This is a genomic window from Hymenobacter miniatus (assembly GCF_016427455.1).
In the GTDB taxonomy this organism is placed as follows: domain Bacteria; phylum Bacteroidota; class Bacteroidia; order Cytophagales; family Hymenobacteraceae; genus Hymenobacter; species Hymenobacter armeniacus.
This window is the reverse complement of the sequence record NZ_JAELXR010000014.1, coordinates 1-13027: the sequence shown is the minus strand read 5'-3', so window position 1 is coordinate 13027 and position 13027 is coordinate 1. Positions and strand designations below refer to the sequence as shown.

Below are 13027 nucleotides of genomic sequence, written 5' to 3'. Positions count from 1 at the left end.
CTCTCAAGAAGCGGGCTGACGGCGGATTTTGAATCGAATTTTCTTAACTGAGAATTTGATTCGGATGCTAGTTGCCCTTTTGCACACACGCCGGCTGGCCGGGCTGCTGGCCGCGGCCATTGCCGTGGCGCGGGCCCTGCCGGCCCAGGGGCAAGCCGCGGCCGATACCCTTACCGGGCAAAGCCACCTGCTGCCCGACGTGGCGGTGGCCGGCAGCAAGCCCAGCCGCTACGCGCTCGGCACGCGCCAGCTGGTGCTCGATTCGGCAGCCCTCAGCCAGTACCGCACCGGCACCCTGGCCGAAGCTTTGGCGGCCCGCGCGCCGCTCTACCTCAAAAACTACGGGCCGGGCCAACTGGCGTCCATCAGCATTCGGGGCACGTCGGCGCGACACACCGCGGTGCTCTGGAACGGGTTCAACATCAATTTCTCCTCGTTGGGCGAAGCCGATTTTTCGCTTTTCCCGGTGGGCGGCAATACACAGGTGCGCGTGCAGCCCGGGCCCGGCGGGGCGCTGTACGGCACCGGCGCCATTGGCGGCGCGGTGCTGCTGAGCGGCGAGCCTGCTTTGGGCGGAGGGCTGCGCGGCAGCGTGCAGGCCGAGGGCGGCAGCTTTGGCCAGGGCGCGGGCAGCCTGGAGGCCAGCTACGGCGCGGCGCGATTGGCCTTGCGCACCACTGCCTTGTACCGCGAAGCCCAAAACGACTTTTCCCTTGGCCCGGAGCAAAACGGGGCCGCGGCCCCGCGCCAGCCCAATGCGGCTTTCCGGCAATGGAATTTCACGCAGGATGCGCGCTTGCTGGTGGGCACCGGCGGGCAGCTCAGCCTGGCCGCCTGGCTCACGGGGGCCAACCGCCAAATCCAACCGGCGCTGGGCGCTGCCAACCGCCATGGCCTCGAAACCGACCACAGCGCCCGGCTGCTGGCCGCCTTCCGGCAGCGGGTGGGCCGGCGCTACGAGGGCACGGTGCGCGTGGCTTGGCTGCACGACCGCCTCGTATACGGCGACGATACGCTGCTGCCGCAATACACCACGCTGAGCACCATCCAGGCCCAAACCGAGCATTCGTTTACCCTGGGAAATAAAATCAGCCTGCAGCTGGGCGGCGAAGTGCAGCACTTTGAAGCGGTGGCCGACGGCTACGAAAGCCGCATTCGCGAAAACCGCTTGGCGGCCTCTGGCCTGCTGCGCTACGATGCCACGCCCACGCTGCGCCTCACCGCCAACCTGCGCCAGGCCGTTGTGCCCGACCAGCGCCCGCCGCTGGCGCCCACCGCCGGCGCCGAATGGGACCTGTGGCAAACCGAAACGCGCGCCATCACCCTAAAAGCCAGCGCCTCGCGCAGCTACCGCGCCGCCACCCTCAACGAGCGGTACTACCGGCCCGGCGGCAACCCCGGCCTGCTGCCCGAAACCGGCGTGGGCTACGAAGCCGGCGCCGTGTACGACCACCAGGCCGCCGGCCCCGCCCGCCTGCACTGGCGCACCGAGCTCACCGCCTACCGCCAGCTCGTCGACAACTGGGTGCAGTGGATACCGGGCCCCGGCGGCTTTTACTCGCCGCGCAACCTGCGGCTGGTGCGCACCCAGGGCCTGGAAGCCAGCACGGCCCTGGGCTGGAAGCGGCCGCGCTACGAGGCCGCCGTGCGGGCCAGCTACGCCCTCACCCAAGCCCACAAGCAGCAAGGCTACCTCGGCGACGACGACCCCCTGGACACCCAGCTGGCGTACGTGCCGCTGCACGGCGCCACCCTCAGCACCGAGCACACCTGGCGCACGCACTGGCTGCTGAATGCCAGCGGCAGTTTCAGCAGCTACCGCTACACCACCGTGTCGGCCAACGATTTTTTGCCGGGCTATTTCCTGCTGCAGGGCAGCGTGGGGCGCCATCTGACGGTGGGCCCGGCTCGGTTCACGCTGCTGGTGCAGGGCTACAACCTCACCAACACCCGCTACCAGACCTACGCCGGCCGCGCCATGCCGCCCCGCTCGGCGGTGCTGAGCCTGCGCGTGGCCTGGCGCTGATTTTCAACATCCATTCACATTCATTTTATGAAGCTCAATTCCTTTCCTTACCTCTCCGCCTTCGGCCTGCTGGCCCTGCTGACCACGGCCTGCAACCCCGACAAAGAGGTCATCACCCCGGAAGTGCCCACCGTCACCAACGCGGTGTACGTGGTGAACGAAGGCACCAGCAACGGCGCCATCAGCCTCTACAACAAGTCGACGAAAACGGTGGTGCGCGACGTGTACGCGCCAGCCAACGGCAACAAGCGCCTCGGCCCGTTTGTGCAGAACATGACCATCGTGGGCGACAACGCCTACCTCGTGGTGAACGGCGCCGACTCGGTGCAGGTGGTGCGCCTGGCTGATTTCAAGCGCACGGTGGGCATCGGCGGCTTTTCGCAGCCGCGCTACCTGCTGGCTGCGGGCACCGCCAAAGCCTACGTTACGGAGTGGCAGGGCAGCTTCCCGGCCTACTCCGCCGGCCGGGTGGCCGTGCTGAACCTGACCACCAACACCATCGGCAAGCGCCTGACGGTGGGGGTGAACCCCGAACAAATGCTGCTGGTGGATAACAAGCTGTACGTGGCCAACAGCGACGGCAACACCCTCAGCGTCATCAACACCACCACCGATGCAGTGGAGTCGAGCATTGCGGTGCCCGACGGGCCCAAAAACCTGGTGCGCGACGTGAACGGCAATATCTGGGTGCTGTGCAGCAAGTACGGCGCGGCGCAGGATTTCCTCGTGCGTTTCAGCCCCGCCCAGCCCACGCAGCAAACGCGCATTGCCCTGGCCAGCGACTACACCAACGGCAACCTGCGCACCAACGCCACGGGCTCTACCGTCTACGTGTCGCTCGGCACGGGGACTTATGCCCTCGACCCGATGGCCACGGCTCTGACGGCGAAGCCGCTCATCCGCCGCAATTTCTACGGCCTGGGCATCGACCCGCAGGACAACACCATCTACGCCGGCACTTCCACCTTCACCGGCGACGCCAAGGTGATTCGCTACACCGTGGCCGGCGCCCCCATCGACTCGTTCGGCGTGGCCGTGGGCCCCAACGCGTTCTTGTTCCGCTAGCATTGCCCTGCCTTTCTTTCTGCAAAAAATAAACCCCTGCCCGGTTCGGGCAGGGGTTTTTTCGTGGAGCAGGGGGGGGGCGGGCAGTTAGTCGGCCAGGCCGTCGTGGTTGCGGTCTTTGGCGTCTTCGGCGGCTTTGTACAGCTCTTTGCCGGTGGGCTGATGCGGGCCATTGGGGCGCTGCACACCCGCCGTCACGGAGTCGCCGTTGGCCACGCCGTCGGTGGGGGCGGCGGGGCCTTTCTTGGTGTAGCCGCGTTCCACGTTGGTATCGCCTTCTTTGGTGCCCGAGCTGCAGGCGCTAAACGTGGCGGTGAGGGCGCAAGCCACGGCAAGGGGGCGGAGGAGTGATTTCAACAGCATGAAAGAGCAAATGTGAAGGGGTTGAGGGATGCGACGGTGCAAGGTAGAAAAATAACTTCCCGCCGCGCAACCCGAACCGTAGGCCCGGGGTACGGTTGTAGCGACAGGAGCCGCTGCAAGGTTGCGCAAAGTTGCGCTTCGGCCCCACTCGCCTCACTTACTTCCTGATGCCCAGTTCCATCCCTTCGCCTGCCTTCGCCTACGCCGAGTTTCGCCAGCTGGTGAGCACGCTGGCCGCCGAGCGCCGCACCAGCGGCCCCGACCAGAACCCGGCCTACGTGCGCTTCACCGACCAGAACCAGGCCCACCTCGACCGCGCCTACGCCGAGCCGCTGCTGCCGGAGCTGGTGGCCACGCTCGCCAACCTGCCCCGCCCCGAGCAGTGGCTAGTGCTGGGCGAGGCCTGGTGCGGCGACACCGCCCACACCCTCCCGGTATTGGCCCACCTGGCCGACGTGAGCGCCGGCCGCGTGCGCCTGCACGTGCTGCTGCGCTCCGACCACCCCGCCCTGATGGCCGCCCACCAAACCAACGGCGGCAACAGCATTCCCAAGCTCATTCGGCGCGACGCCGCCACCGGGGCCGACCTCGGCGACTGGGGCCCGCGCCCGGCCGAAGCACAGACGCTGGCTCATCAGCTGCACGCCGATAAATCCTTGCACACCAATCAGATAGTTAAGACAATGAACGCTTGGTACGAGGCCGATAACGGCCAGGCCGTGCAGCGCGAATTGTTGGCCCTGCTGAGCTAAGCCCTTGACCCAAGCATTTTTTGCGCTATTTTCACCCTCCCAATTCCCTGCCGTATGCCGCTGCCGTTGCGCCGTCGCCTCCAAAAACACGTTGCCGCCTGGCCCTGGCAGCGCGTGGGCGTGCTGGCCGGCGTCAGCTTGGCATTGGCACTAATGCTGATTGTTTATTTGTTTGGGGTGAGCGACCAGTTTTTTGGTCGACTTTTTTCTGCCTTTCTCGTACTGTTCTGGCTGCTGGCGGTCACGTTCCTGGCCGTGGTCCCGTTTGTGACGTGGGCCACGGGGCATTGGTTCGGACGCGGCTGGGCGGAGGTTTCCACTCCGGCGCCTCGCCCGCGCCGGACTGCTGCCGGTTCTGCAACGGCTCGTTCTCATTCTTCACCGGCTGCTTCGCGGCGGCCCGAAATCAGATAAAGCTCTTGAAAACCAACCTACTGCATATCAAAAATATGGTGTGCCCCCGGTGCGTGGAGGCCGTACACAGCTTGTTGGAGCGGGCCGGCTATCGGCCCAAGGCCGTCACCCTTGGCGTGGCCGAGCTCGACGAAACCACCCCCGCCGACCCCGAAGCCCTGGCGCCGCTGCTGCACGCCGCCGGCTTCGAGCTGCTGCGCGGCCGGGCCGAGCAGCTCACCGAGCAAATAAAGGCCACGCTGGCCGAGTACCTGGAGCACCTGCGCACGGCGCGCTCGCCGCTCACCACTTCGGCTTTCCTGACCGACCGGTTTGCGGCCACCTACTCGCACCTGAGCAAGGTGTTTTCGCGCACCGCTCACCTCACCATCGAGAAATACCTCATTCGCCTCAAAATAGAGCGCGTGAAGGAGCTGCTGAGCTACGGCGAGCTGACCCTGAACCAGATAGCCGACCAGATGCGCTACAGCTCCGGCCAGCACCTGAGCAACCAGTTCCGCCAAGTAACGGGCTACTCGGTGAGCGAATTCCGCCGCCTGATGCTGCCCGAGCGCATGTCGCTCGACGCGCTGGCGTAGGCAACGCCCGCCATTCCGAGCGCAGCGCGGCAATCCGTCCTGTTTTCAGCGGCCCGCCATGTAGCGTGACAAACTCAACCAAAAAGCCCCGGCACTGCGCAGTGCCGGGGCTTTTTGCTATATGAACGAGTTGGGTAGTGACAAGACGGATTGCCGCGGGCTTCGCCCTTGCAATGCCGGTTAAGCGCCTTGATAGCTCTTGCACGCTTCCACGCAGGCCTGGCAAGCTTGGGCGCATTGCTGGCAATGGTCGTGCTGGTGCTGGGCGCATTCGTCGTGGCATTTCTGGCAAATTTCGAGGCATTCGCGCAGCACGTGCTGGGCGTGGTCGGAGCCGCGGGCAATGAAGGCGGCGGTGAGGCGACAGATGTCGGCGCAGTCGCGGTCGAGGCGGATGCAGGGCACCATCATCTTGGGGTCTTCTTCGTCGAGGCAGGCGTCGGCGCACAGCTCGCAGGCGGCGATGCAGCGGCTGAGGGCGTCGAGCACGGCGCGGTTGTCGCGGCGGGAGCGGGGAGAAGCAGTGGGCATGTGCATGGCAATGAGGAGTTAGGTGAAAAGAAAAGCTTGACGGGCAGCCGTTTCCTGCTTTACGCGCCAAATCGGCTCAGGGACGTGCACAATTTGCCTTCCCCGCTCACACAATTCGGGGCTGACCCCGGGATGCTGTAGGTTTTTGGTAAAATGATGCCTTAACCATCGGGCACGCTTCGGGGTATTAAGAGGAATTATTCTCGCTATTTCCCTTGAAGGCAATGCTATTTCTTAAGCAATTGATAACGGCCGGGTTACTGGCCGCCGTGCCGTGCCTGACGGCCGCCGCGCAGGACCACGAGCACATGGGCATGCCCATGCCGGCTCAGCCCAAACCTAAGCCCAAACCTAAGCCCAAACCTAAGCCCAAAGCCACACCTGCCAAACCGCGGCTAGCCACGCCCAAACCCGCCGCCGCGCCCCAAACAGGCAAAACAACGGTTTCCCCGGCTGCCGCTCCTGCGCCCCGCACAGCCCCGGTTGCGCCGGCCGATACCAGCCAGCCCTCCGGCCACGAACACATGATGCCCGGCATGAACATGGGCGGCGCCACGCCCGTGGATTCTGCCAAAACCGGCCAGATGCACCACATGAACATGGCGGGCAGCGGCCATGATATGGGCGCCATGGGGATGGCCCACGACAGCAGCATGCACATGGGCGGCATGAGCCATGCCTTCTCGCGCCGCCTGCCCATGAACCGCAACGGCTCGGGCACGAGCTGGCACCCCGACGAAACGCCCATGTACATGTGGATGCAGCACCAGGGCCCCTGGATGCTGATGTACCACGGCGCTGCCTACGCCCGCTACACCAGCCAGAACTTCAACAACAGCGGCAAGCGCGGCCACGCCAACGCCGTCGACGGGCCGAACTGGGGCATGGCCATGGCCCAGCGCGAAATCGGGGCCCGCGGCCTGCTCAACCTGAGTTTGATGGTGAGCCTCGACCCGCTCACCGAAACCAACGGCGGCTACCCGCTCCTGTTCCAAACCGGCGAGTCGTATAAAAACCAGCCGCTCATCGACAAGCAGCACCCGCACGACCTGATTTCGGGCCTGACCGTGGGCTACACCCACGCCGTGAGCGAGGACGTGGACGTGAGCCTCTACCTGGGCTACCCCGGCGAGCCGGCCATTGGTCCGGTGGCCTTCATGCACCGCATTTCGGCCATGCCCAACCCCGATGCGCCCCTCTCGCACCACTGGACCGATGCCACGCACATCACCTTCGGGGTGGCCACGCTGGGCGTGCGCTACAAGCAGTTTAAGCTGGAGGGCAGCAACTTCACGGGCCGCGAGCCTGACCAGTACCGCTACGATTTCGACCGGCCGCGGGCCGACTCCTGGGCTGGCCGCCTCAACTGGAACCCCACCAGCAGCCTGGCCCTGCAGGTGAGCCGCGCCTTCATCAAAAGCCCCGAAGACCTGCACCCCGAAGACGACGTGACCCGCACCACCGCCAGCGTGTTGCACAGCCGCACCTGGAGCGATCGCCGCTACTTGGCCTCGGCCCTGGTGTGGGGCCTGAACGAAGCCCACGGCGGCAAGGAGCACGCCCTGCTGGCCGAAACCAACCTCACGCTGGGCCGCCCCACGTTCTACGGCCGCTACGAGTTTGTGCAGAAGGACGGCGAGGAGCTGGATTTTTACGCCTCTACTCCGGCCGGCGAGCCGCTACGAGGCGGGCCGTTCAACATTAACGCGTTAACAGTAGGGGCAAGCTACCGATTAGCTAGTTTGGGAGGGGCTCGCGGGCCGGAACTGAGCGTGGGCGGCCAGCTAACGGGCTATTTCATTCCGACTGCACTACAGCAGGACCGGTACTACGGCGTGGTGGGTTACGTGGGGCCCGGCTATGGCAAGCTGCCGCTCTCGGCCTCGGTGTACCTGCGCCTGACCGCGCCCTGGATGAGCATGAAAGGCATGAGCTCGGGGCGCATGAGCGGCATGAAGATGTGAGCCGGCCCAAACGGCTGGCGGGGCTAGTCAGGGGCGCCGTCCGTAGTACCGGGCGGCCCGCCAGGCAATGGGCAGCCCGATGCACGCCATCAGAATGCCCATCGCCATGGCCGCCGACGGCAGGGTGAAGGGCCGTGGCGGAATCTGGGAGGCCGGCACCACCAGCAGGTTCATAATGGCCCATACCGCGGCCCCGTAGAACAGGCCGACCAGCAGGGGCGGCAGCTGGCTTAGCAGCGACCACCGCGGGTAGAGCCAATACAACACCAGCGCCCAGGTGCACGCAATGCCGTAGTGAAACGCCAGCCCGGCCAGGGCCATGCTGGCCCCGCCAGCCAGGGCCGCCGGCCCAAAGAGGCCGCTGGCCACGAAGTGCAGCACGTTGACGGGTGGCTTGTGGGTCAGCAGCACGTATTGGGTGCAGGCGGCCGCGATGTCCAGCGAGCCGGCCACCAAGCCGGTGAGCGAAGCCGCCGCCACCCAGCCCGCGCGCCGGGCGGCAGGTGGCAGGAGGAGCGAGGTTTTCATATAGAAAAGTAGCGTTTTTCAGGAGATGGTTGCGCAAGATTCCCGGCCCACTGTGCCCGACCTTTGCCGGGAAATGAACCCCGGACGCTCCAGCCGGGTTACTTGCCACTGTGCCTACTGCTTCGCCCCGCATCCTGCTGCTCACGCCGCCGCTCACGCAGCTCAACACCCCGTACCCGGCCACGGCTTACATCAAGGGCTTTTTGGGCGGGCGTGGGTACGACGTGACCCAGGCCGACTTGGGCCTGCAGCTGGTGTTGCGGCTGTTTTCGGTGGATGGGTTGCGGCGGGTGTTTGCCGAAATTGAAGCCGGCGGGTTCGACCTCAGCGACAATGCCCGGCGCATGCTGCGCCTGCAGCACCGCTACCTGGCCACCATCGGTCCGGTCATTCGGTTTCTGCAGAACAAGGACCTCACGCTGGCCCCGCGCATCTGCCACGGCCGCTTCCTGCCCGAAGCCAGCCGCTTCGACCACGTGGCCGACCTCGAAACTGCCTTCGGCACCATGGGCCTCACCGACCAGGCCCGCCACCTGGCCACGCTCTACCTCGAAGACCTGGCCGACCTGCTCAAAGAAACCGTGGGCCCGCACTTTGGCTTCTCGCGCTACGCCGAAAAGCTGGCCCTTTCGGCCACCAGCTTCGAGCCCCTGCACCACGAATTGGAAGCCGCCCCCGGCCTGCTCGACCGCATGCTGCTGGAGGAACTGGAGCCCTTGCTGGCGCGCGTGCAGCCCGACGTGGTGGGTTTCACCGTGCCCTTCCCCGGCAACCTCTACGGCGCGTTGCGGTTGGCCAAGCACATCAAGGAAATCAACCCCGCCACGGCCACCGTCATGGGCGGCGGCTACCCCAATACCGAGCTGCGCACCATTCAGGAGCCCCGTTTTTTCGATTACATCGACTACCTGACCCTGGACGACGGCGAGGGCCCCTGGTTGCGCTTGCTGGCATACCTGGGCCACTCCACGGAGCAAGAAGCCCGTCAGGAAGATGTTCCAGACGGGGTGCATTGCGCATTGCAGGCCGTGCTCTACCGTCCGCCCGCCCGCGACCAGCTCCAACGCACCTTCCTGCGCAACGAGCAGGGGCAGATTGAGTACATCAACCACCCGCACCCCGACGTGCCGCACCACGAAGTGGGCACGCCCGACTACTCCGACCTGCCCCTCACCGAGTACCTCTCGGTGCTGGAAGTGCTGAACCCCATGCACCGCCTCTGGAGCGACGGCCGCTGGAACAAGCTCACCGTGGCCCACGGCTGCTATTGGAAGCGCTGCTCGTTCTGCGACGTGACCCTGGACTACATCAGCCGCTACGAAACGGCCCCTAGCACCCTGCTGGTCGACCGCATCGAGCAAATCATCCGGCAAACCGGCCAAACCGGCTTTCACTTCGTGGACGAAGCCGCGCCGCCCCTGGCCCTGCGCGACCTCGCCATTGAGCTGCTTAAGCGCCGCGTGCCCATCACGTGGTGGGGCAACATTCGCTTCGAAAAAACCTTCTCAGCCGACCTGTGCCGGCTGCTGGCCGCCTCGGGCTGCATTGCCGTGAGCGGTGGGCTCGAAGTGGCGTCCGACCGCCTGTTGGCCCTCATGGAAAAGGGCGTCACCATCGCCCAGGTGGCCCGCGTGGCCGATGGCTTCACCCAGGCCGGCATCATGGTGCACGCCTACCTGATGTATGGTTTTCCCACCCAAACGGCGCAGGAAACCATCGACAGCCTGGAAGTGGTGCGCCAGCTTTTCGCTGCCGGTGTGGTGCAGAGCGGCTACTGGCACCGCTTCTCGATGACCGCCCACTCGCCCGTGGGCAAGAATCCGGCGAAGTACCAGGTGCAGGCCATCGGGCCGGCGCCCGCCGGCTTCGCCTGGAACGACCTCTGGCACGACGACCCCCTCGGGGCCGACCACGAGGCCTTCGGCCCCGGCTTGGCCAAGTCGCTCTACAACTACCTGCACCACGTGGCCCTCGACGAGCCCCTGCACACCTGGTTCGACTTCAAAACGCCGCGCCCCAGCACCCCGCGCCACCTCGTGCAGCAGGCCCTGCAAGCCCCCGAAAAGCCGGATTTTACCCGGCAAAACCAGCGCCTGTTCTGGCTCGGCAACGCCCCCGATATTCGCATTGAAGCGGGCAAAAAAGCTCCTCGCGCCGTGCTTACCTGCTACGAGCAAGCCGAAGACTTCGAAGTAAAAACCACCGAGGCCGCCGGCCGCTGGCTGCACCAGCTGCTCACGCGACTCAGCCACGACTACGACGCCAAAGTGCTGCTCAAGGACGCAGCAGCCGGTTTTCCAACGTCGGAAGGCCCATTCGAAGCATTTCTGCAAAGCCCGGCCTGGGCGTTGCTGCGCGAAAAGGGCTTGCTGCTGGTATAAAAGCCGGGCTTGCCTCCGCCGTTACTTCCGCGGCAACCACTGCAGCACGTCTTCCGGCAGCCCCGCCCCAAAGCGCGGGCTGACATCGCCCGGCACCAGCAAATCGGGCCCCGTACTACGGTACACGCGCACGGTGCCACGCCGCCCGCCCAACACCCGCTGGAGCGCCGCGGCGGCCCGGGCGTTTCCGCCGCCATACAAGCCCAACACCGGCACTCGCTCCGCCTTCATATTCTGGAAAGTCTTGCGGCTGGCATCGTCCAACTGCGCATTCTGAGCAATGAAAAACGACAGACGGATGCTGCCTTCATCGGATTGAGGCTGCCCTTGCTTTGCACCCCGCGAAAGGTAAATTCCTAAGGTTGTGCCGACGGGCTGCGCCCCCGCCGCCCACACACCAACGTTGGCCGTGTCGACCCCGGCGGTGTGACGCAGCACGTCTAAAGCGTTTTGGAGGAACGTGGTGTTGGAGGTGTTGGACGAATCATCGGCCGGCAACAGCAAGGTCACAATGCCGTTTCGAGCCAGCGCGTCGGCCCACAGGGCGGCAGTGGGAGCAGTGCCAGAATCGGGCAGCAACACCAAGGCAGGGCCGGGCGTGCTGGTATCGGCCGGAGCAAACAGCCAAAACGGACCGTTAGGCCGGGGCGATTTCTCAACCCGATACGTACGGGGCCGGGGCGTCCCGCGCTTCAGCAGAATGACGGGCATCGTGACCGAATCCAGCGCCAGGGTACCGTGCCAAAAATCCCCGTCCTGCGTGAGGGTGAGCACGTGGCCGGGCCGGGCCGGGCGGCGCAAAGTCAGTCGGCGGTTGGCAAACAAGATGGTGTCGGCCACGAAGCTCAGCGTGCCAACAGCGGGCACGGTCAGTTCGGCCTCGTAGTGCCCCGGGCTCGGGTGGTTGATGTCGAGCGCGGCCCGTAGCTCGGGCTGCTTGGCCGGGCTGAGGCTGCCTTCAAAATGCCCCACGGGTGGCGGAGTGGCCTGCGTGTCGCCGCTTTGCTCCGGTTGGCAAGCCACGATGCTCAGCGCCATGCCCAGTAGCGCGGGCCACAAGCATAAGCGGACGGGCAGCTTGCTGGTCGAACAGAACGCGGGGGGAAGAAGCATGCGCAAAAGTAGCGGGTTTAGCGCCCGGCCAGGCCCTTGCGCAAGATGAGGTCGGTTTGCACGTCCTGCCCCAGCCGGAATTCGTGCTGCCCAATTTCCCGAAACCCAAACCGCTGGTAAAAGGCCCGGGCTTTGTCGTTCTTTTCCCACACGCCCAGCACCACCGCCGTACAGTGCAGTTGCTCAGCCAAGGCCAGAATGCCGCGCATCAGCGCCGCCCCCAGGCCCGTGCCCTGCCAATCGTCGCGCACGTACAGCCGCTCAATTTCGAGGCGTCCGGCCGGGTTCTGCCCCTCCGCGAGGCCCAGCGAAGAGTTGTCACGCAGCTTGGCATAGCCAACCAACTCGTTCTGCATGTGGGCCAGCAAAAAGGTGTTTTCGCGGTCTTGCAGCTCGGCCAGTTGAATGTCGGGCCCGAAGTTCTCGGCAAGATAGGCGGCCATGTCAGCCGGGCCATTAGAGGCCGCAAAGGTGTCGTGAAACGTTTGGCGGCCAAGGTCAGCCAGTTGGGCCGCCGTACCGGCGTTGGCCTTGGCCAATGAGATGCGCAGAGGAGATGACATGAGACAAAGGTCGCCCGCCGGGCGGCGAGTTACAGCATTTCGTTGGTGTTGGGGTCCCGGCGGTCGCTTTCGCCGCGCCGCATGCGCAGGCCCATGCGCACCAGCAAGCCACTGGCCAGCAACCCCACCAAATAAGCCGAAAGCAGCAAAGCCGGCGCACTCTGCGCGCCATTTACGTACCACATGTACACGGACACGTATACTTTCAGCATCATCCCAATGCCTAGCAACACCCCACTGAGCACGAGTAGAAAACCGACCAAGCGGCGCGTAGGCGGAGGTAGGGGAGGAGTAGGCATAGCGTTTGATTATTACGCGAAGGCCTAAGTTGGGGTTGGTGCCAGTTGCTAATCCGTTTCTTTAACGTAATTTTGACACACCAAGTCACCCTGCGAGAGTAGCTCAGTTGGTAGAGCATCAGCTTCCCAAGCTGAGGGTCGCGAGTTCGAACCTCGTTTCTCGCTCATTGATTAACAGCCACTTAGCTTCTGAGCTAGGTGGCTGTTTTACTTTTGGTTTAAACGACGGTTTAAACAATATGCCTTTAGGTCTTCTAAAGTGTTATTGTATGGCATACTATCCGCATTGTGCTTGGTTAGAGCCAAGCATAGCATTTCAAAATAGGGGCTTCGCACGAAGTGCGAAGTAAAGGCGCCGGTTCGGCGCCGCACTGGCGCCGGTTCGGCGCCGCACTGGCGCCGGTTCGGCGCCGCACTGGCGCCGGTTCGGCGCCGCACTGGCGCCGGTTC

13 protein-coding genes and 1 tRNA gene are annotated in these 13027 nt (G+C 64.9%); 8 read left to right on the top strand and 6 right to left on the bottom strand.

Translation table 11 applies throughout. The features are described from left to right. Positions 1–64: 64 nt before the first annotated feature. Together JAO73_RS18665 and JAO73_RS18660 are read left to right on the top strand one after the other, a co-directional pair. Positions 65–2026, top strand: a complete 1962-nt coding sequence (locus JAO73_RS18665) for a TonB-dependent receptor plug domain-containing protein (protein WP_198978749.1) — start codon at positions 65–67, stop codon at positions 2024–2026. Between the two features lie 27 nt (positions 2027–2053). Beyond that, on the top strand, positions 2054–3091 hold the full coding sequence (locus tag JAO73_RS18660) for a YncE family protein (protein WP_198978748.1): 1038 nt from the start codon (positions 2054–2056) through the stop codon (positions 3089–3091). 87 nt (positions 3092–3178) lie between these two features. Here JAO73_RS18660 and JAO73_RS18655 read toward each other — a convergent pair whose 3' ends face one another. Further along, on the bottom strand, positions 3179–3448 hold the full coding sequence (locus JAO73_RS18655) for a hypothetical protein (RefSeq protein ID WP_198978747.1): 270 nt from the start codon (positions 3446–3448) through the stop codon (positions 3179–3181). Between the two features lie 173 nt (positions 3449–3621). Between JAO73_RS18655 and JAO73_RS18650 the strand changes: the two genes are divergently transcribed. The 3 genes from JAO73_RS18650 to JAO73_RS18640 are packed head-to-tail and all read left to right on the top strand — an operon-like array spanning position 3622 to position 5198. After that, positions 3622–4206 carry a thioredoxin family protein gene (locus JAO73_RS18650; RefSeq protein ID WP_198978746.1) on the top strand — a complete coding sequence of 195 codons (585 nt, stop codon included), beginning with the start codon at positions 3622–3624 and terminating at the stop codon, positions 4204–4206. Between the two features lie 54 nt (positions 4207–4260). Continuing rightward, entirely contained in the window at positions 4261–4620 is a 360-nt protein-coding gene (locus tag JAO73_RS18645) for a hypothetical protein (RefSeq protein WP_198978745.1), read from the top strand. 5 nt (positions 4621–4625) lie between these two features. After that, complete coding sequence (locus JAO73_RS18640; protein ID WP_198978744.1) at positions 4626–5198, top strand: helix-turn-helix domain-containing protein; 573 nt, start codon at positions 4626–4628, stop codon at positions 5196–5198. A gap of 180 nt (positions 5199–5378) precedes the next feature. Here the strand turns inward: JAO73_RS18640 and JAO73_RS18635 are convergent, their stop codons facing one another. Then, positions 5379–5729 carry a four-helix bundle copper-binding protein gene (locus JAO73_RS18635; RefSeq protein ID WP_198978743.1) on the bottom strand — a complete coding sequence of 117 codons (351 nt, stop codon included), beginning with the start codon at positions 5727–5729 and terminating at the stop codon, positions 5379–5381. A gap of 224 nt (positions 5730–5953) precedes the next feature. On the opposite strand from JAO73_RS18635, the gene JAO73_RS18630 reads away from it, so the two are divergent. Continuing rightward, entirely contained in the window at positions 5954–7693 is a 1740-nt protein-coding gene (locus JAO73_RS18630; protein ID WP_198978742.1) for a hypothetical protein, read from the top strand. A 27-nt stretch (positions 7694–7720) separates the two neighbouring features. Here JAO73_RS18630 and JAO73_RS18625 read toward each other — a convergent pair whose 3' ends face one another. Then, on the bottom strand, positions 7721–8221 hold the full coding sequence (locus tag JAO73_RS18625; protein ID WP_198978741.1) for a hypothetical protein: 501 nt from the start codon (positions 8219–8221) through the stop codon (positions 7721–7723). A 110-nt stretch (positions 8222–8331) separates the two neighbouring features. Between JAO73_RS18625 and JAO73_RS18620 the strand changes: the two genes are divergently transcribed. Continuing rightward, positions 8332–10602, top strand: coding sequence for a B12-binding domain-containing radical SAM protein (locus JAO73_RS18620; RefSeq protein ID WP_198978740.1), 2271 nt, complete (start codon positions 8332–8334; stop codon positions 10600–10602). Positions 10603–10623: 21 nt separating this feature from the next. Here JAO73_RS18620 and JAO73_RS18615 read toward each other — a convergent pair whose 3' ends face one another. The 3 genes from JAO73_RS18615 to JAO73_RS18605 are packed head-to-tail and all read right to left on the bottom strand — an operon-like array spanning position 10624 to position 12577. Beyond that, positions 10624–11715 carry an alpha/beta hydrolase family protein gene (locus tag JAO73_RS18615; protein WP_198978735.1) on the bottom strand — a complete coding sequence of 364 codons (1092 nt, stop codon included), beginning with the start codon at positions 11713–11715 and terminating at the stop codon, positions 10624–10626. A gap of 17 nt (positions 11716–11732) precedes the next feature. After that, positions 11733–12278: a GNAT family N-acetyltransferase gene (locus tag JAO73_RS18610; protein ID WP_198978734.1), complete on the bottom strand. Its 546-nt coding sequence runs from the start codon at positions 12276–12278 to the stop codon at positions 11733–11735. 29 nt (positions 12279–12307) lie between these two features. Then, on the bottom strand, positions 12308–12577 hold the full coding sequence (locus JAO73_RS18605; RefSeq protein ID WP_198978733.1) for a hypothetical protein: 270 nt from the start codon (positions 12575–12577) through the stop codon (positions 12308–12310). A 92-nt stretch (positions 12578–12669) separates the two neighbouring features. On the opposite strand from JAO73_RS18605, the gene JAO73_RS18600 reads away from it, so the two are divergent. Continuing rightward, positions 12670–12742, top strand: a tRNA-Gly gene (locus JAO73_RS18600). Positions 12743–13027 lie beyond the last annotated feature (285 nt).